We start from the raw sequence: 16,917 nt of genomic DNA on the forward strand, positions 1-16,917 counted from the left end.
TCGCGTCCGGCTTCAACCAAACGTTTCACCATGTGTGAGCCAATATATCCTGCACCACCAAGTACTAATACTGCCATAATTATAAACGTATCCACCTCATGTAGTGGATACATCCCCTTTCTTGAGTATCCTATCTTAAATTATACTACAACTCACGCCATTTAAATTCTGCTTCGGCACTGACCGTATCTCCCATCATAATACGGTGACGAGTTTCACCATCACCCAAAACAACTTGCGATAAAATTGTATGTCCTAAACGAATTTCATTTTCAAATTTCAAGTTAATATGTGTCACTTCATGCGTCATCAAATATTCTGGTGACAAGACATCCTGCATCCACTCAAAATACTTTGAATTATTAACATGTTGGTTAGCATCAATATCCAAATAACGCACATGATAATCATTTTCAATGATGGTATCATCATCCGTTATTTTAATTGGATTGGGAATACGAGGAACTTGTTTAACGCGTTGTGCGTCGTATTTATCAACAATTTCTTGTGGCAAACGTGCCATACGACGATTTTTAATATCCAACATCGTCCAAATTGATGACACCTTAATAATTTCGTCACCTGATTCATCAAAAAAGACAAAAGGTCGTCGTACAAAAAATGGATTGTATTCAGCGGCGTAGGTTTGAATACGCATTAATTCACTCACCTTAGGTCGCCTTTTAATCGCAACTTCATACTGCAAAATGACCCAACCTAGTCCCATTGCCAAATGATAATCTTGACCAACCCCAAGTTCGTCACTTTGATTTTTAGATGCCAAAACCGCTAAATTCAAAATCATTGGTAATGACAACTTTTGTGTCGTATCTGCCTCATAATATTCAACACGACGTTCTATTTCATATTTTTTCATTTTAATTTATCCCGTGATAATCTGCATAAACGGCTTGACGATCAAGTTCGCGCTCTTTAGCAACTTGCTTAATGGCTGCATTTGGTCGAAGTCCTTTTGTAATCAGTGCGTCCACAGCTTCTTTGACTGATAATGTGATTTCTGTTGTTTCGGCAACAATCGGCCCATGAAACCCATCTATCATGACAACAAATTCACCACGAATATCATTTTCTTGTGCCCATGTCACTAATTCTGACGCTGTTCCGCGCAAAAATTCTTCATAACGCTTTGTTAATTCACGCGCTAAAACCAATTTTCGATCTGATCCCATTATTTTTTGAATATTGACAAGCGTTTGCTTTAAACGATGGGGGGCTTCATAAAAAATGATCGTATCTTTCATTGTGGATAACTGCTGTAATTCAGCTAATTGTTCACTGTTTTTACGTTTCAAAAAACCGTAAAAATAAAAAGGTTGTGGTACTAGACCACTGGCAATTAAAGCAGTTACCCCAGCAGTGGCACCCGGAATTGGCACGACTGGAATCGATGATGCGACAGCGGCAGCCACTAATTCCTTACCAGGATCTGAAATTGATGGCATACCAGCATCGCTAACCTGCGCTACATTAGTACCGTTTTGCAAATCAGCAATTAAGTTAGGAATTTTAGCTTGCCAATTGTGTTCATGAAAACTGGTCTGCGGTGTTTCAATATCAAAATGGTTCAACAACTGCTGTGTATGTCGTGTATCTTCGGCCGCAATCAAATCAACATCCCGCAACGTATCCAGTGCTCGCGCCGAAATATCACCCAAATTGCCAATTGGCGTTGGCACGAGGTAAAGTGTGCCATAAACTTGTGACCCAAAACTTTTTTGTTGTTGCATGCTATTCTCCCAACGCAATCGTAACCTCTAAAGCCATTTTTTCAAGACGTGCTTGCAAGGATATATTAATTTTTCGTAACTTATCATCAGCAAATATAGCTTCTGCTGCGTGCACTAACTGTCTGACATGATAATGCTTAGCCAGTGTTTTATAAAAACCTATTAAACTGGGAAACATCAGGTTCTCGTCAGCAGTGGCACAATATATCACCATATCCCTTGCCAATTGGCGCAGCCATTTCATAAACATTTTTTGTTGTAAATCAGTTGTGATTTGACTAATCAACGTGGTTTGGACATATGCAAAAGCTTCAATTTTACGTTGCATCATCAACTCAAACCACTTAAATAACAACATTTGTGTGTTTTTCTGCCAATTATCATCGATGCCGTTTGCATCAACTAAAGATATTTCAGGATTCAAATGAACAATTTGGGCCCGAGACTGAATTGTTGGCAATACATCTTGTAAATTATTTGTCAGCAGTAAAATAAGCTGTGGCCCAGCGGGCTCCTCAATAAACTTTAGCAACGAGTTGGCGGCACTAGCCGTCATCGTTTCAACAGCATCTAAAATAAACACTTTTTTCGGGCTTTCCAGCGTGGTAGTCACAAATTCGGGTGTCAAATCGCGCACTTGTGCTACTTTTAAAGTAGCTCCTTCTTCTTTAGGCGCCACCAAATGCACATCTGGATGCTCATTTTCGTTAATGCGTAATGCATTACGATCGGTTGCACCAACCACTTGCCAAGCCAAATAACGCGAAAAGGCCAGTCTCGTCGACTGGCTTGATCCAACAAATAAATACAGATGGCTTAATTGTCCATTCTTCAGTAACTCATTAAAATGAGCCATTTGTGTTGGGTAAGTTTGCTGTGCAGTTGTGGCAAAATCAGGCAACATTAAAACTGATAGAAGGATTCAATCTCTTGCGTAAACACTGTTGCGCCACCAACCTCAACTTCAATTGGATAGGCGCCAACGTGGTCTCCACCAGCATCTAAGCTGATGGGTGGCACCATAAATTGCTTACGTTTTTGTGACACATCTTTGATAATATCAAGTACCTCTTGTACCCGATCGGCCTCAATGGCAATCATAAATGTTGTGTTACCTGATCGCAGGAAGCCACCAGAAGTTGACAGACGTGTAGCTCGCACATTAGCTTTAACAAAAGCATTACTCAATTTTGTTGTATCTTTATCTTGTACAATTGCTGTTATAAGTTTCATGATTTGTCCTCCAGAACTTTGTTAATAAGTTCACGTGTATCGTGCACCACTTTATCTAATGGTTGTGTTGCATCGACTATTTTAATTCTATCAGAAAATTCACTTTGAAGTTTTAAATAAGTTTGACGCACCTTTTGGTGAAAGGCTAGACTTTCTTTATCTAAACGATCAATTTTCCCTTTACGGTTAGCTGTCACACGAGCCAAACCTAATTCAGAAGGGACATCTAAGTAGATTGTTAAATCAGGCAACAAACCATCAATCGCAAATTGATTAATCTGCCAAATTTTTTCAACACCTAAGTCTCGCCCGCCACCCTGATAAGCTAGTGAACTATCAACATAGCGATCAGAAATTACCACTTTTCCAGCTGCCAAAGCCGGTTGGATAATCTCGACCAAGTGTTGTCGACGTGCAGCAGCATAAAGCAAAGCTTCCGTACGCTTTTCTAGGCCATTATCATCTTCTGGCTGTAAAATTGCTCTAATGGCCTCCGAAATTGGATTGCCGCCGGGCTCACGCGTTGTGACAAGCTTGTTTCCTAATTTTGGTTGCAATTCTGCAATTAGAATATTCAGTACCGTGGTCTTACCAGCCCCTTCAGGGCCCTCAAATGAAATAAATAATGGTTTTGACATTGACGTTCCTTTGTAATAACATCTTAGTGATTAATTTCTTAAATTCGATCAGATTTGAGTACATGCGTCTGCATATGCCCGACTGTCTTACGACGTCGTGCCTCACGATACAAGTAATTAAACTTTGCACGTGCCAAAGCAGTTTGCGCCTGAATCAAACGAAAATTGACCTGACCATCCAACAATGCTTCTTCAGAATTTTTAGCAGTATCCCAATCAATTTTAGCCTTATCTATTTGAAAAACCAGTGCCTGATCATATTCAGCACGTAAACGTCGCTTCTTTTTACCAAATATCATAGTTTTGTCCGTCCTTGAACTGCTTTTATTAGCGTCAATTCATCTGCATAATCAATATCAGAACCCACTGCCAAGCCGTGTGCTAATCGCGTTACGGTCAGCCCAGCTGGCTTTAATAACCGAGCCAAATACATAGCCGTTGCCTCACCTTCAGCGTTTGCGTTGGTACCGACAATCACTTCTTTTATTTCTTCATGTTCAGATAAACGTCTAATTAAGCTTGGTAAATTAATATCTTCTGGTCCAGTACCTGCACTTGGCGAAATCACACCATTTAGCACATGATACAAGCCATGATAGTCACGGGTATTTTCCATAGCCATCACATCACGAGAATTTTCAACAACAAAGACGGTTGATTGGTCGCGCGATTCATCACGACAAATAACACAAGGGTTAATGTCTTTTTCTGTAATATTACCACACACCGTACAAAAAGTGAGATCGTTTTTAGCTGAAAGTAAGGATTTAGAAAAATCAGTTACATCTGACTCACTCATACCCAGGGTGTAAAACGCCAATCGTGTCGCAGTTTTAACACCTACTCCAGGTAATTTGGCGTAACTATCAATTAATTTTGCAATAGGTTCTGGATACTGCATATATTCATAACGTTTAAACGTCAGAAACGTTCAACGTATTCCTTCCTAAATAGATTAGTCCACTATGTTCACAATGTCCTCACCAAACAATGATTGGGCTTGCTTCACAATTTCTGGTGTATCATTTGTGACTGCTATTGTATCATCTTGATCAACAGTTACCGTTTCAGCGTTAGCTTTTACAACTGGTATATCATTTAATTTGACGGTAATTTTCTCACCAGTACGTAAAAGCGACACATAAGCAGCGCGATCAGTTTTCCACTCGTCTTTAGAAATCAACACGAGAGAAAAGGGCAAGTTACGTTCAGATAATTGTTGCACTAGCTGGACTTGTAGTTCAGAATCCTGCAAGGCTTCGGCAAGTAAGGCAGGGTAATCAAATGCTAACACAATTGCCTCGTCACTGGCCGCTACTGGCTTTGCAATAGTCAAAAAAGCCTGCTTAGCTACATCAAACTGTTGCTTTAGTTCTGGCCAAAGTTGCGTAGCTTTAGTCAGTGTCTCACGTCTTGCTACGCTCAAAACGGCAAATACTGCTTCCTGTCCGGTACGTGCACTTAGTTTCTTGATCTCGGATTTCGCCTGTGAAATTGGTTCTGAATTGACATCTGCATTTTGCTTTTGAACCGCTGTTTGTTGCGGTTGCTGCATAGCACTGTGCGTATTGTTATTTGTGGTGGGTGTATTTGATATTAAAGGCGCCTCCTTTGGCGCTTGAATATCATCATCGATTATTGGTGTTGCAACAGATGGTTGTGATTTCGATAAGTTTTTAGGCGTTACTGGGGACTGTGATTGTTTTACGTCAGAAGATGACAGTATTTCTGAACCAGCTAAGCTAAGTTTAACGGTTAAGAGTTCGAGGTAGACATCACTCTGCATGGTCTGCAATAACGCTTTTTGAGTTTCATCAAGTTCAAGCATCATAATTTGGATGCGTTTTTGCCCTATTTTTTGATTTAACTTGTTTAGTTCCTCAACTGAAGCTGTTGTTTTAATCAAATTGGGTGCAATTGGTGCCAACATCACGTCGCGTAAAAGGCCTATCATATCAGCCACAAAACGCTGTGCATCTTTGCCGTCTAGTAATATAGTATGCAGTGTCTGCAATGCATTTCTGGTATCGCCATCACTAACCTGTCCCAAAAACATTAGTAAGGCTTCTGTTGTGGTTGCCCCCGTAACTTGCAAAGCATTATCAATCGTAACTTTATCACTACCGTACGCAATCACTTGATCCAAAATCGACAAGGCATCACGCATTCCACCTTCGGCCGCATTTGCAATAACACGTAACGCATCTTGATCATATACTACTGATTGTTTGCCAAGTATCGCTGCCATACGCGTTTGAATCGTGGCGTCATCAATCCGTTTGAAATCGAAACGCTGTGTTCTTGAGAGAATCGTAGCTGGAATTTTTTGTGGCTCTGTTGTTGCAAGAATAAATTTAACATTGGCGGGCGGTTCTTCAAGTGTCTTTAGCAGCGCATTAAATGCACCTGTTGACAACATATGTACCTCATCAATAATATAAATCTTGTATTGTGCTTCAATTGGCGCGTAATTTGCGCTATCACGAATATTACGGATTTCATCGACACCATTATTAGAAGCAGCGTCAATTTCAATGATATCCGGAATCTGTGTTTCGTCAGTATCTGGTGATATACCATTCACTTCACGAGCAAAAATCTTGGCTGCTGACGTTTTGCCGGTTCCTCTTGGGCCACTAAACAAATAAGCATGGCCTGTTTGGTGAGCTTCGATTGCATTTTTTAGTGTTTGTGTAATCACTTCTTGGCCTACCATATCGTCAAATGTACGTGGTCGATAAACACGATATAGTGCCTGATATGCCATGGTAATACCTCCATTATGAACTGCCAAAAGTCATCTGTTATTTGATCGCTTCACAACGACAATCATTATCACAGACTCAGATTTACAAAAAAAGACCGCTACGCGGCCGCCATCATATGTACACAAGCACAACCTCGAACAACCTTAGGGCTGCTACATTCCTGTCCTGACCCGGTTCGGGAGCCGACGCTTGCCTGCCTATCTATTATATCTAAAAAAAGAACTTTACGCAAACACTCTTGCCATTTTACGCGCAATTTTTTCCTGCCACTTAAAATAGGTCAGATATGCTTTGGGAATTGCGTATTCATCAACAGCCGCAAAGTCGTCCACTAGTGAGACAATCCAACTTTCGCGATATTTGGGCAGTGCAATTGTTGCGCCAAACATGTGCTTCACAATAATATCTTCTTCTTTAGGACTGATTGTGGTAATTTTACGCGCATTTTTTAAGGCGATGCGGGGATGAACATAGGCATGAGATCCTTCCGCAAATTTAGTGACACGCCAATCATAATAAAACATGTCATGCAATAAACCAGCTCTGGCAGTAGCAACTTCATCCGCACCAATTTTTTTTGCGATTAAGTATGAGTGATATGATACTGAAATTGAATGTTGTAAGCGATTTGAGAAGTGATGTTGTGGGTAGAGTGCCAATTTTTGGACTTCATCATGTGCCAATAAATCATCAACAATTTTTAAATACGCTGTATCATGTCGCCATGCATTAGGGTTTTGCATTCATTTACCTCTTTATTATCTACTAGAAACAATTATAATCTATTTTCAAAAAAAATGCTGACATTTAACTTTGCAAATTATTTACAAAAAGATTGTGATACTGTAATCAAGTGACTAATTTTGCTTTCTTTTGGCACGAATATCAGCAAAAAACTGTTGCAATATTTTGGTTGATTCTTCAGCACGAACACCAGCTTGGACAGCAACGCGATGATTAAGCCGTTCATCCTCCAAAAGCTGATAAAGTGATTGTGTTCCACCACCTTTTGCATCTTGCGCACCATAATAAACCGCTGGCACACGTGCATTGATTATTGCACCAGCACACATAATACAGGGCTCTAGCGTAACAAATAATGCAGTGCCTTCAAGACGCCATGATTTCAAAGCTTGGTTAGCACGTTCAATAGCAATCAGTTCCGCATGAGCAGTGGCTAATTGATCTCTTTCACGATGATTGTGTGCACGAGCAATAATTTGATTTTCAAATACAATTACCGCACCAATTGGCACTTCACCTTCACTACCTGCTAATTTTGCCTCATTCAAGGCTTCTTGCATGAAATAATCAATTTGTTGTTCACTAAATGTCGGAACTGTCGCCATAAGTGCTCTCCAAGATATAATATCCCTTATTTTTATGAATTACTGACGCATTACCAAACGCCAGCAACATATTTTTTTGCGCTGACGGTGCCCCTTGTTTCTTTTGTAAAACAGCAATTAATTTGCCACCCGGCTGTAAATATTTAATTGCCTCTTGCAGCATTGCTGTTACTACCTGCTTGCCTGCTCGAATCGGTGGGTTTACTAAAATGGCAGCATATTGCTGATTGATATTCTGATAAACATCAGATTGAAATATTTTGGTTAAATTTTCAACGCCATTTTTTTGCGCATTTTGTTTTGCAAGTGCCAGCGCGCGTTCATTAACATCAACCATGTCAACTTTTCGATTGTAAGCTTTGGCAATACTAATGCCAACCGGTCCATATCCCGTACCCAAGTCAAGTATTTTCCCAGTAGGGATAGTCGTCTTTGACAATGCATCTAGCATTGTACGAGTCCCAAAATCAACAGTAGATTTGGAAAAAACACCAGAATCGGTTGTAAAATGTAATTGATGTCCTAATAACTCAAAATCAAATTGTTGAAAGTGATGATCTGCGTTAGGATTAGCGGTAAAATACTGTTCGCCTGATGCTTTTTCTGTCATCCTGCATTTCCTCCATAAAATCGTTTCAATATGTACAAAAAAAGAAGTACCGAAGCACTTCTTTTAATATGATGAAGAAGATTACTTCAATGTTACTGAAGCGCCTGTTTCTTCCAAGGCTGCCTTCAATGCGTTGGCATCGTCTTCGTTCAAAGCTTCTTTAACGATTGAAGGTGCGTTATCAACTAAGTCTTTAGCTTCTTTCAAGCCCAAACCAGTTGCTTCACGAACTGCCTTGATAACCTTAACTTTAGCAGTACCTGCTGAAGTCAATTCAACATCAAAGTCTGACTTTGCAGCAGCTGCACCGTCACCTGCACCAGCAGCGGCTACTGGAGCTGCTGCTGAAACGTTAAATTCTTCTTCGATAGCTGAAACCAAGTCAGCCAAGTCCAAGATCGTTGCATCTTTCAATGATGCGATAATCGCGTCTTTATCAAAAGCCATGATCAAAATCCTCCGAGATTTATATTTGTTTTATAATGGTTGTTTTAAATTATTCAGCATCCGTTGCTGCTTCTTCAGGTGTTGCTTCAGTAGCGCCACCTTCCTCTTCTAATTTGTCAGACACAGCTTTAACAGCATATGCGAATGAACGAATTGAGAATTGGAATTCTGCCATCAACTGACCCAACAAACCTTCACGTGAAGGCAATGAAGCGTACTTGTTAATGTCATCAAGACTAGCAATGTTACCATCAACAACACCACCCTTGATTTGCAATGCTTCGTTTTCATCTGCAAACTTCTTCAAGATACGTGCTGGTGCAACAGCATCATCGTTAGAAAAGGCAACAGCTGAAGGACCGGCAAAAATGTCGTTCAATTCAGCGTAACCAGCTTTTTCAGCCGCACGAGTCAAGATCTTGTTCTTGATTACTTCAAGGACAACACCTTCTTCACGCAATTGGTGACGCAAGTCTGTAGATTGCGCAACTGTCAATCCACGGGCATCAACAACAACTGCTGAAGCGGCATCCTTAAATTGATCAGCAATTTCTTCAACTTTTTGTGCTTTAACTGCAATAGCTTTTTCACTCATGATTATGATTCTCCTTCCTTTAAATTTATTTTGCAAAAGAAATCCCGTGCGCTCAAAGACACACGGGAAAAGGTTTTAAACTTCCTCGGCAGGTTATTAAGATGCAAGCATCACCTGAGTCTTAGGCAAAATGGATTCAATTACTTAATAAATTCTACCAAACGAAGTTGATATTGTCAAATTACAATGAATTAACATCCAACGATACAGCTGGACCAAATGTTGACGAAATTGAAACGTGTTGTACATAAGTACCCTTAACAGCTGCAGGACGAGCCTTCAAAACTGTTTGAGAGATTGACTTAATGTTCTCAGCCAATTTGTCAGCATCAAATGATACACGACCAACTGGAACTGCGACGTTTCCGTCACGATCTGTACGGTATGTTACTTGTCCACCCTTGGCATCTGAAACAGCCTTAGTAACGTCCATTGTAACTGTGCCAGTTTTAGGGTTTGGCATCAATCCCTTAGGTCCCAAAGCACGACCAACACGACCAACTTGAGCCATCATATCTGGTGTTGCAATCGCAACATCAAAGTCTAACCAGCCACCTTGGATACGTTGTACCAAATCCGCAGCACCAACAACGTCAGCGCCTGCTGCTTCAGCTTCTTTAGCTTTGTCACCTTGTGCAAAGACAACAACTGTCTTATCTTTACCAGTTCCGTTTGGCAACACAACAGCACCACGCAATTGTTGGTCTGCTTGACGTGTGTCAACGTTCAACTTGAAAACAACTTCAACAGAAGCGTCGAACTTAGCAAAATCAATTTCTTTTACCAATGAAACAGCATCGTTCAAAGCATAAGCTTTTTCAGCTTCTACCTTTGCTACTGCTGCAACATAATTTTTACCATGCTTTTGAGCCATTATTCTGCGTCCTCCTTGATTGCTGTACCTTCAACAGTCAAGTCAACACCGTCAACAGTAACACCCATTGAACGTGCTGTACCTTCGATCATACGCATAGCGTTTGTGATGTCGTTGGCGTTCAAATCAGCCATCTTGTTTTCAGCAATGGCACGAATTTGATCAAGTGTTACGTTTCCTGCTTTCTTGGTGTTAGGTTCACCTGAACCCTTACCAACGATCTTACGCAATTGATCAGCTACAGGTGGTGTCTTTGTAACGAATTCGAATGAACGGTCATCAAAAACAGAAATCTCAACTGGAATAATTGATCCAGCTTGATCTGCAGTACGTGCGTTAAATTCCTTAGTGAATTGCGCAATGTTAATACCAGCTTGTCCCAATGCAGGACCAACTGGTGGTGCCGGCGTTGCTTTAGCGGCGGCAATTTGTAGCTTAACTACGTTTACAACTTTTTTAGCCACGATATTTTCCTCCTCGTGTTGTGGTGAAACACAGCTTTAGTGCTGCTCCCACGTATGCCGATGGCATACTAATATATGTTACCAAATATCAAAACGTTTTGCAAGACAATTTTAACGTTCATCCAAGACTGTATCAACATCAGCAAAATCAAGTTCAGTTGGTGTTTCACGTCCAAACACTTCAACTGTGGCTTCCAATGTTTGCTTTTCTTGATCGACAGAAGTGACAACACCTTCCATTCCTGAAAATGGTCCAGCGATAATTTTAACAGTTTGACCAACTGCAACGTCTAAATCAACCTTTTCACGCGTAACCATACCCATTCGTTTCATTAATAGGTCAACTTCTTCAGGCATAAGTGAATTTGGCTTTGAACCAGCACCGTGAGATCCCAAGAAACCAGTTACGCCAGGTGTGTTACGCACAACATACCAAGCTTCATCTGTCATGTTGTCGTCTTGCGGTGTTGCCATCTCGACTAAGACATATCCTGGAAAATCATTTTCAACGGTTTGCTTTGCTTCACCATCTTGAATCGTAGTCACTTCTTGTTCTGGCACTAACACACGAAAAATTTGTTGTGACATGCCCATTGTTTGTGTACGTGATTCCAAGTTTGCTTTGACTTTGTGCTCATAACCAGAATAAGTATGCACAACGAACCATGATTTTTCGATATCTTCTGACATTTTTTACCTCTTTCCAAAATAAAAAGAACCCCCAAAGAGCTCCTGTTGTTAAAGCAATTATAACAAAAAACAACTCACTTTGCTAGTAAGACATTGAAACCTTGTTGTAAAAGCCAATCAACGCCACCTAGAAAAAGTGCAAAAATAATTGATACTGTTATCACAGTAACCGTTTCTTTTGATGTCTGCTCACCTGTAAGCCAAGTGACCTTTTTCATTTCTGCTGCAACGTTTTTAAAGTAGTTAATCATTAGGAAATTCCTTATTTTGTTTGTTGATGCAATGTATGTTTGCCACAATGTTGGCAAAACTTATTGACAGAAAGACGCTCGGTGCGATCTTTCGATAATGTTACCGTGTAATTGCGTGAACCACAAACAGTACACGCCAACGATACTTTTTGACTAGCCATGCGTTAGCCTCCATATTCTCCTAGTATCATACCATTGTTAATTATTTTTTGCTACCCCATACAAAATTAGGTCCATCAGCTGCGCAATTCGTTCACGTTTAGTTTGTTTCGCACCCAGCGTATGAAAGTCGCCAAAAAGCGGGGCCAAACTTGTGATATAAAAAGAACTTGCAGTTCGTGCGTCAATGCTTGAACGTAAAGTAATTGTCGCAAAAAATTGGGCGATTGGTGCAACATAGTCTTGACCAAAAATCATCCCCAAAACGCGTTGATGTTTATCGGATAATGATGTAAAACTACTATGGATTAGTGTAAAAACGTCACGCGGATGACGTGTCAAAATAGCATCTGTCAAATCAATTAGTTGATCTATTGGTTCTGTATATGTCTTTGCCAAGATTTTTTTCATATCATGATTGACCTGATCACCAACCGTTTTAACCACTTCAACAAATAGCGTTTCTTTATCGCCAAAATGGTGATAAAGAGCAGGCTGACTAATATTTAGGACTTTTGCAATATCACGTGTAGTTGTTTGGTTATAACCTTTGGCCAAAAAAAGAGTTGTCGCTGCATTGATAATTTGTTGACGCCGGTTTTCACTAGCTGGTATAGACTCTGCCACTGTGTCACCCCCACTTTTCATTCTTCAATCTAGTTTACACCTGAAACCGACAAAAAAACATTTCCAAATTGTGGAAATGTTTTTAATTAGTGATTAAAACACCACAGTGTCAAGTTTAGCTAAACGAGCTTCCGTGTTGGAACGACCAGATAGGTAGGCAGCAATACGAGCATAGTGCATATAACGCTTAGCCGCTTCCGAATCACCACGTTTTTCTTCGATGTTTGCTAATTGTTCACTCAATTCAGGTACCCAGAACAAATCAACACGTTGACGCAAAGCATCCAATGCACCTGACAAAATACTTGCGGCTTCATCATAATCTTTTTCCGCTACCAAGAACTCGGCATAATATTTACGTCCTTGCAAAACACCATGAAACTCCAAATCAGTGGCAGTCAACAAATCTGGTTCTTGTTCGTAAGCCAAGGCAAACTTTTCACGCGCTGTTGCCATATCTCCTTGTAAATAATAGGATGATCCCATTTGATGATAAGCGTAAAATAAGAAGAAATTACTTAAAACCGGTGTTTTTTTATCGGTTGCACGCTCTGTATTATAGATAACTTGCGCATAATTTTGCTTATTATGAAATTCGTCAGCAGCTTTTAGAATATAGTAAGCTTGCAGCGTAGGAGGATTCTGACTCAATGCTTTTTCAAAATCCTTAAATTCATTCAAAGCATCTGTGTTCATGTTTAAAACAACTTGGCTCAATAATTCCTTAGCCTTATTGGTCAAAAAATCACCAGACACGAACTGTGACATATCCAAATTCAAGCGGTCTAGTATCGCCAACAACACATCTGCATTAGGTACACGATTTTGATTTTCGACCAATGAAATTGTTGCTTGAGTGGTAATACCTTCAGCCAACTCAACTTGTGATAAATGCATCTTTTTGCGAGCAGCGCGGATTGCTTTACCGTCAAAATTTTCGTTTTTACCGTTTCTTGCCATTAATTAAACTTCCCTATTTTTTCTTCACCAAGCGCTAAGAATGAATAGCTTAGTGATTCATTACGCTCAAATTCTTCAAAACCGTACTCAATTAACATATCAGCTAACTTTGCATTATTGATGTCTGAATAGTCCCATAAACGCTTAAATAAAGACATATTAGTGAAACCAGGTAGCGTGTTTGGTTCGCCTAAGTAAGGCACATCATTTTCATCCAACAAGAAATCCATTCGTGCTTCACCGCGAAGATTTAAGACCTTAAACGCATCCAAAGCCATTTGTTTTACTTCTTGTGTCACACTGTCAGGTAACTTAGCTGGGATTTCAAATTGAACCGCAGAATTGTCAACAAACTTATTGCTGTAATCGTACCAGCCGTCACCAACACCTTGTTCTGGAACCGTGTGTGCACCAATCTCAGACACCAATAAATCATCGTTTCCGATCACACCAACTTCCAACTCTCTTGGTCCTTTAACAGCCTGTTCAATCAACACCTTATAATCGTATTGGAATGAATCGGCCAATGCCGTCTTCAACTCTTCAGAACTTTTGACACGTGAAATACCCACAGACGAACCTTGATTAGCTGCCTTGACGAAGACAATATCTCCCAATTCAGCTACCACTTGTTCCCATGAAAGATTTTGTGCAGTTTTTGGATCAACTACCATATATTTCGTGTTGCGAATGCCATTAACTGTTAGCAACTCTTTCGTCAATACTTTATCAAAACTTACTGCATGGCCACGTAATGGTGCACCAACATAAGGCTTGTTAAGCATTCGAAAAAGGCCTTGCAAAGTCCCATCTTCACCCAAATTACCGTGAACGACTGGGAAGAAGATATCAAAATCACCAGCTGCACGTAGCGCAGAAATGCGTGCCAAGGGGTCAGTTGCATCAATTTTTGCCATAAACGCATCAACAATTGGCTGTTCATCTTCCAGCGCCAAAATACGTTCTGAACTAGCTGGATCTAAAAAGTAACCGTTTTGTGCAATAGCGAAAACCGTGATGTCATATTTATTTGTGGCCGTAATAGCATCATAAAAATTCTGAGCCGATCGTTTCGACACATCATGTTCTGATGAGTTGCCACCAAAAATAAGCGCTACGTGTTTTTTATTCATTTTTCTATCCCCGTTTTTTTTATTATATCAAATATAAGTAATATTATGCAAGCATTTACATATTTAAAGCCGTTAATATCACTAACTTAAGTAATTTTTTGTCTCGTTAACGTAATCAGTAATTGCTTTGGGCACATCGCTTGGACTAAGCATGATAATTTCGTGGAAAAACTGTGACCGATTGTAAAACTGTTGCCAACGTGCCTGTGTTTTTGGTGGTGTCTGAGTCACCAAATCTTTACGCCAGTTTTTAAGTGTTAATAACATATAGTCACTATAAAGCGAATGTTGCTTTGCCAGTTTTGACAATACTTCTACCAATCGGCCAGTTTCACCGAATGTCAATGGGTCCGACAATTCCCTAAAGCCAGCCAACATCGCACTCATCAAAAATAATTTATCGGCTCGCATGAGTTGTGGCATCAAAAATATTTCAGCGGCAGCATTACCAATGTGTGTAAAGGCATGCGCCCAACCATTTTGGCCAATGAAACCACGACCATCACGTTCTAAAGCAGCGTATAAGGCAATTTGATCAATCATATCGTCTAATTGTCCATCTGACAAAAATGGTTGTTTTACACGATTTGCGTATAGCAACAGTGACAAAATCATGACACTAAACGATCGTCGATAAATGCCATCATTATGTGGCTCCAATATATGACTAAATAATTGCTCGTCCGATGATAAGTACTCAGCTAACCAGCGAAGCTGTTCTGGCGCCAGTAAATCATTTTGCACCATGTCACTTAAAAAGAAGAAAGCACCTGTGTCCCTGTACTGAGGCAGTGGATTAGCCAATTGTGCAGTAATGACATGTAAGTCTGTATCGGTAATATGAAAATCAATATGCTGGGTATCTGGGTCTGCTTCAGCTATCAAATCAAGTTGATGTGTATATTCTTGTATTCTTTGTAAGGCATGCTCACCATCAACTGGCAATATGACTTCAGTCGCCTGTTTGGGTGGCATTTCGCGCAACGCTTCTGCCATCAAATTGCCTAACGACTGAAAGACATTCCCATCACGTACCTTTTGACGCAACGCCACAAATTCTTGTTTTAATTTTTCGAATTCTGTCATTAGATTGAAAACCCTGTTGATTCAGTAAAAGTTGTATTTTTCTTTTGATAACTAATAGAAAGCACCAGACCAACACCAATTAAATTACCGATTAGTGATGATCCACCTTGAGAAATGAAAGGCAACGGAATACCCGTTAATGGCAACAAGCCAATACTCATACCAATATTTTCAAAAACGTGGAATAATACCAGCATCACAACACCTGTTGCTATGTAGGCGTAAAAAGCACTTTGCGCACGGAAAGTAGCACGAACTAGTAAGTAAATAAGTCCAAAATACAAAGCAATCAAGAGCGCGCCACCGATGAAACCGAAGCTTTCACCAATGACTGAAAAAATCATATCAGACTCTCGCACAGGCACATAAACTTTTAAAGCGCCCCAACCATTACCTGTTAATTGTCCTGACCCAATCGCTTTTAAACTTTGATATGTTTGGTATCCATCACCTGAGGTATCGGTAGCCGGATGTAACCACGTATCAATACGCGCAAATTGATAACTCTGGAACCCCAAAGCCGACAAAATTGCCCGTCCTGCCGTTGAAATGACCAGCGTTAATAAAGTAGTTCCCAACACAACACCAGCAATGATAACAGGTGCCAAAATTCGCCATGTCACCCCAGAAACTAACGTTACGCCTCCAAATATTGCAATAAAGACAAGTAATGTTCCCAAATCATTTTGCAAGGCAATCAAAGCCGCTAGAGGCAAAAACACTAACGCCATTTTCCCTAATAAAATCCAATCGCTCTGAACCGCATGCGTTGGATAATCACGATTATGCTGTGCAACTACTCGTGCTAACATCAAAATAAATGCTGGCTTGACGACTTCGGAAGGTTGAAATGATATTGGTCCAAAAACAAACCATGACTTTGCTCCTGTCGCAAGAGCCATCGACCGATTATAAAAAATCAAGACAGCCACCAATAAGAACACACCTAATCCATAGGCAATAGGCGCTAAACGCCACAGTTGTGATTCATCAAATCGTAGCAAAAAAACAATAATCAAGCCACCAATAAACCAAAACCCACCCTGCACGATTACCGCACGTAGCGCAACTCCAGCTGTTGCACCTTGCATATGAGTAGCTGCTTCAAACAAGGCACTCAAGCCAATTATCATAAATAATAGCAATGCTAAAATAATGCCCCAGTCTAATTCTGATCCAGATGTTCGTTTTGAAATTTGTCGTCTTTGCTGCATGATATCTCCAAAATGCTAATCGCCTCTTGTTTAACATTATTTTTTGCTTAATGGCAAGAAGGACTATACAG

General features: G+C 40.2%; 24 protein-coding genes, 1 other RNA gene and 1 other annotated feature. All 25 genes read right to left on the reverse strand.

The features are described 5' to 3' along the window. A partial coding sequence (locus tag IEU71_RS05220; RefSeq protein WP_188349627.1) for an NAD-dependent epimerase/dehydratase family protein occupies window positions 1-77 on the reverse strand: 77 nt, incomplete at its 3' end. Between the two features lie 68 nt (window positions 78-145). Next, window positions 146-877: an acyl-[acyl-carrier-protein] thioesterase gene (locus IEU71_RS05225; protein WP_004912727.1), complete on the reverse strand. Its 732-nt coding sequence runs from the start codon at window positions 875-877 to the stop codon at window positions 146-148. Window position 878: 1 nt separating this feature from the next. After that, window positions 879-1,748, reverse strand: coding sequence for a 16S rRNA (cytidine(1402)-2'-O)-methyltransferase (gene rsmI / locus IEU71_RS05230; RefSeq protein ID WP_004912730.1), 870 nt, complete (start codon window positions 1,746-1,748; stop codon window positions 879-881). Window position 1,749: 1 nt separating this feature from the next. Further along, a complete protein-coding gene (locus tag IEU71_RS05235) occupies window positions 1,750-2,652 on the reverse strand; it encodes a DNA polymerase III delta subunit-related protein (RefSeq protein WP_004912733.1) in 903 nt (300 codons plus the stop codon). After that, window positions 2,652-2,981, reverse strand: coding sequence for a cyclic di-AMP receptor DarA (darA, locus tag IEU71_RS05240; protein ID WP_004912736.1), 330 nt, complete (start codon window positions 2,979-2,981; stop codon window positions 2,652-2,654). The genes IEU71_RS05235 and darA overlap by 1 nt, the downstream gene beginning before the upstream one ends. Next, on the reverse strand, window positions 2,978-3,619 hold the full coding sequence (gene tmk / locus IEU71_RS05245) for a dTMP kinase (protein ID WP_004912739.1): 642 nt from the start codon (window positions 3,617-3,619) through the stop codon (window positions 2,978-2,980). Before tmk ends, darA begins: the two co-directional genes overlap by 4 nt. Window positions 3,620-3,657: 38 nt before the next feature. Beyond that, window positions 3,658-3,918: a YaaL family protein gene (locus IEU71_RS05250; RefSeq protein ID WP_004912743.1), complete on the reverse strand. Its 261-nt coding sequence runs from the start codon at window positions 3,916-3,918 to the stop codon at window positions 3,658-3,660. Beyond that, complete coding sequence (gene recR / locus IEU71_RS05255) at window positions 3,915-4,520, reverse strand: recombination mediator RecR (protein WP_004912746.1); 606 nt, start codon at window positions 4,518-4,520, stop codon at window positions 3,915-3,917. Before recR ends, IEU71_RS05250 begins: the two co-directional genes overlap by 4 nt. Before the next feature lie 54 nt (window positions 4,521-4,574). Next, window positions 4,575-6,386 carry a DNA polymerase III subunit gamma/tau gene (dnaX, locus tag IEU71_RS05260; RefSeq protein ID WP_004912749.1) on the reverse strand — a complete coding sequence of 604 codons (1,812 nt, stop codon included), beginning with the start codon at window positions 6,384-6,386 and terminating at the stop codon, window positions 4,575-4,577. A 108-nt stretch (window positions 6,387-6,494) separates the two neighbouring features. Then, window positions 6,495-6,593: signal recognition particle sRNA small type (gene ffs, locus IEU71_RS05265), an RNA gene on the reverse strand. An 18-nt stretch (window positions 6,594-6,611) separates the two neighbouring features. Continuing rightward, window positions 6,612-7,130 (reverse strand): HD domain-containing protein, encoded by a 519-nt coding sequence (locus IEU71_RS05270; protein ID WP_004912752.1) that lies wholly within the window; start codon window positions 7,128-7,130, stop codon window positions 6,612-6,614. Window positions 7,131-7,244: 114 nt separating this feature from the next. Continuing rightward, complete coding sequence (tadA, locus tag IEU71_RS05275) at window positions 7,245-7,736, reverse strand: tRNA adenosine(34) deaminase TadA (protein ID WP_004912755.1); 492 nt, start codon at window positions 7,734-7,736, stop codon at window positions 7,245-7,247. After that, window positions 7,714-8,346 (reverse strand): class I SAM-dependent methyltransferase, encoded by a 633-nt coding sequence (locus IEU71_RS05280; RefSeq protein ID WP_004912757.1) that lies wholly within the window; start codon window positions 8,344-8,346, stop codon window positions 7,714-7,716. The genes tadA and IEU71_RS05280 overlap by 23 nt, the downstream gene beginning before the upstream one ends. Window positions 8,347-8,427: 81 nt before the next feature. Continuing rightward, on the reverse strand, window positions 8,428-8,793 hold the full coding sequence (gene rplL / locus IEU71_RS05285; protein ID WP_004912759.1) for a 50S ribosomal protein L7/L12: 366 nt from the start codon (window positions 8,791-8,793) through the stop codon (window positions 8,428-8,430). 49 nt (window positions 8,794-8,842) lie between these two features. Then, entirely contained in the window at window positions 8,843-9,388 is a 546-nt protein-coding gene (rplJ, locus tag IEU71_RS05290) for a 50S ribosomal protein L10 (protein WP_004912763.1), read from the reverse strand. Between the two features lie 27 nt (window positions 9,389-9,415). After that, window positions 9,416-9,532 (reverse strand) — a sequence feature (ribosomal protein L10 leader region). Window positions 9,533-9,569: 37 nt separating this feature from the next. Continuing rightward, the gene (gene rplA / locus IEU71_RS05295) at window positions 9,570-10,262 is read right to left on the reverse strand and encodes a 50S ribosomal protein L1 (RefSeq protein ID WP_004912765.1); all 693 of its coding nucleotides are present in this window, start codon (window positions 10,260-10,262) and stop codon (window positions 9,570-9,572) included. Next, window positions 10,262-10,726, reverse strand: coding sequence for a 50S ribosomal protein L11 (rplK, locus tag IEU71_RS05300; protein ID WP_004912768.1), 465 nt, complete (start codon window positions 10,724-10,726; stop codon window positions 10,262-10,264). Before rplK ends, rplA begins: the two co-directional genes overlap by 1 nt. Window positions 10,727-10,837: 111 nt before the next feature. Next, window positions 10,838-11,416: a transcription termination/antitermination protein NusG gene (nusG, locus tag IEU71_RS05305; protein WP_004912771.1), complete on the reverse strand. Its 579-nt coding sequence runs from the start codon at window positions 11,414-11,416 to the stop codon at window positions 10,838-10,840. A 74-nt stretch (window positions 11,417-11,490) separates the two neighbouring features. After that, entirely contained in the window at window positions 11,491-11,667 is a 177-nt protein-coding gene (secE, locus tag IEU71_RS05310; protein WP_004912775.1) for a preprotein translocase subunit SecE, read from the reverse strand. An 11-nt stretch (window positions 11,668-11,678) separates the two neighbouring features. Beyond that, the gene (gene rpmG, locus IEU71_RS05315) at window positions 11,679-11,828 is read right to left on the reverse strand and encodes a 50S ribosomal protein L33 (RefSeq protein ID WP_010279708.1); all 150 of its coding nucleotides are present in this window, start codon (window positions 11,826-11,828) and stop codon (window positions 11,679-11,681) included. A gap of 37 nt (window positions 11,829-11,865) precedes the next feature. After that, on the reverse strand, window positions 11,866-12,474 hold the full coding sequence (locus IEU71_RS05320) for a TetR/AcrR family transcriptional regulator (RefSeq protein ID WP_004912776.1): 609 nt from the start codon (window positions 12,472-12,474) through the stop codon (window positions 11,866-11,868). 72 nt (window positions 12,475-12,546) lie between these two features. Then, on the reverse strand, window positions 12,547-13,413 hold the full coding sequence (locus IEU71_RS05325) for a helix-turn-helix domain-containing protein (protein ID WP_004912778.1): 867 nt from the start codon (window positions 13,411-13,413) through the stop codon (window positions 12,547-12,549). After that, window positions 13,413-14,546 (reverse strand): D-alanine--D-alanine ligase family protein, encoded by a 1,134-nt coding sequence (locus IEU71_RS05330; protein WP_004912782.1) that lies wholly within the window; start codon window positions 14,544-14,546, stop codon window positions 13,413-13,415. Before IEU71_RS05330 ends, IEU71_RS05325 begins: the two co-directional genes overlap by 1 nt. 81 nt (window positions 14,547-14,627) lie before the next feature. Then, window positions 14,628-15,632: a DUF2785 domain-containing protein gene (locus IEU71_RS05335; RefSeq protein WP_004912783.1), complete on the reverse strand. Its 1,005-nt coding sequence runs from the start codon at window positions 15,630-15,632 to the stop codon at window positions 14,628-14,630. Then, window positions 15,632-16,846 (reverse strand): FtsW/RodA/SpoVE family cell cycle protein, encoded by a 1,215-nt coding sequence (locus tag IEU71_RS05340; protein WP_004912786.1) that lies wholly within the window; start codon window positions 16,844-16,846, stop codon window positions 15,632-15,634. Before IEU71_RS05340 ends, IEU71_RS05335 begins: the two co-directional genes overlap by 1 nt. Window positions 16,847-16,917 lie beyond the last annotated feature (71 nt).

It is taken from the genome of Leuconostoc falkenbergense, from assembly GCF_014634805.1.
Classification (GTDB): Bacteria; Bacillota; Bacilli; order Lactobacillales; family Lactobacillaceae; genus Leuconostoc; species Leuconostoc falkenbergense.

Bases quoted from the DNA above. Each gene is read 5' to 3' on its own strand.
- nusG (WP_004912771.1), bottom strand. From the start codon at position 11,416: ATGTCAGAAGATATCGAAAAATCATGGTTCGTTGTGCATACTTATTCT.
- rpmG (WP_010279708.1), bottom strand. From the start codon at position 11,828: ATGGCTAGTCAAAAAGTATCGTTGGCGTGTACTGTTTGTGGTTCACGC.
- rsmI (WP_004912730.1), bottom strand. From the start codon at position 1,748: ATGCAACAACAAAAAAGTTTTGGGTCACAAGTTTATGGCACACTTTAC.
- secE (WP_004912775.1), bottom strand. From the start codon at position 11,667: ATGATTAACTACTTTAAAAACGTTGCAGCAGAAATGAAAAAGGTCACT.
- IEU71_RS05235 (WP_004912733.1), bottom strand. From the start codon at position 2,652: ATGTTGCCTGATTTTGCCACAACTGCACAGCAAACTTACCCAACACAA.
- recR (WP_004912746.1), bottom strand. From the start codon at position 4,520: ATGCAGTATCCAGAACCTATTGCAAAATTAATTGATAGTTACGCCAAA.
- IEU71_RS05270 (WP_004912752.1), bottom strand. From the start codon at position 7,130: ATGCAAAACCCTAATGCATGGCGACATGATACAGCGTATTTAAAAATT.
- tmk (WP_004912739.1), bottom strand. From the start codon at position 3,619: ATGTCAAAACCATTATTTATTTCATTTGAGGGCCCTGAAGGGGCTGGT.
- IEU71_RS05280 (WP_004912757.1), bottom strand. From the start codon at position 8,346: ATGACAGAAAAAGCATCAGGCGAACAGTATTTTACCGCTAATCCTAAC.
- IEU71_RS05325 (WP_004912778.1), bottom strand. From the start codon at position 13,413: ATGGCAAGAAACGGTAAAAACGAAAATTTTGACGGTAAAGCAATCCGC.
- darA (WP_004912736.1), bottom strand. From the start codon at position 2,981: ATGAAACTTATAACAGCAATTGTACAAGATAAAGATACAACAAAATTG.
- IEU71_RS05320 (WP_004912776.1), bottom strand. From the start codon at position 12,474: ATGAAAAGTGGGGGTGACACAGTGGCAGAGTCTATACCAGCTAGTGAA.
- IEU71_RS05225 (WP_004912727.1), bottom strand. From the start codon at position 877: ATGAAAAAATATGAAATAGAACGTCGTGTTGAATATTATGAGGCAGAT.
- rplJ (WP_004912763.1), bottom strand. From the start codon at position 9,388: ATGAGTGAAAAAGCTATTGCAGTTAAAGCACAAAAAGTTGAAGAAATT.
- IEU71_RS05340 (WP_004912786.1), bottom strand. From the start codon at position 16,846: ATGCAGCAAAGACGACAAATTTCAAAACGAACATCTGGATCAGAATTA.
- dnaX (WP_004912749.1), bottom strand. From the start codon at position 6,386: ATGGCATATCAGGCACTATATCGTGTTTATCGACCACGTACATTTGAC.
- IEU71_RS05330 (WP_004912782.1), bottom strand. From the start codon at position 14,546: ATGAATAAAAAACACGTAGCGCTTATTTTTGGTGGCAACTCATCAGAA.
- IEU71_RS05335 (WP_004912783.1), bottom strand. From the start codon at position 15,632: ATGACAGAATTCGAAAAATTAAAACAAGAATTTGTGGCGTTGCGTCAA.
- IEU71_RS05250 (WP_004912743.1), bottom strand. From the start codon at position 3,918: ATGATATTTGGTAAAAAGAAGCGACGTTTACGTGCTGAATATGATCAG.
- rplL (WP_004912759.1), bottom strand. From the start codon at position 8,793: ATGGCTTTTGATAAAGACGCGATTATCGCATCATTGAAAGATGCAACG.
- tadA (WP_004912755.1), bottom strand. From the start codon at position 7,736: ATGGCGACAGTTCCGACATTTAGTGAACAACAAATTGATTATTTCATG.
- rplA (WP_004912765.1), bottom strand. From the start codon at position 10,262: ATGGCTCAAAAGCATGGTAAAAATTATGTTGCAGCAGTAGCAAAGGTA.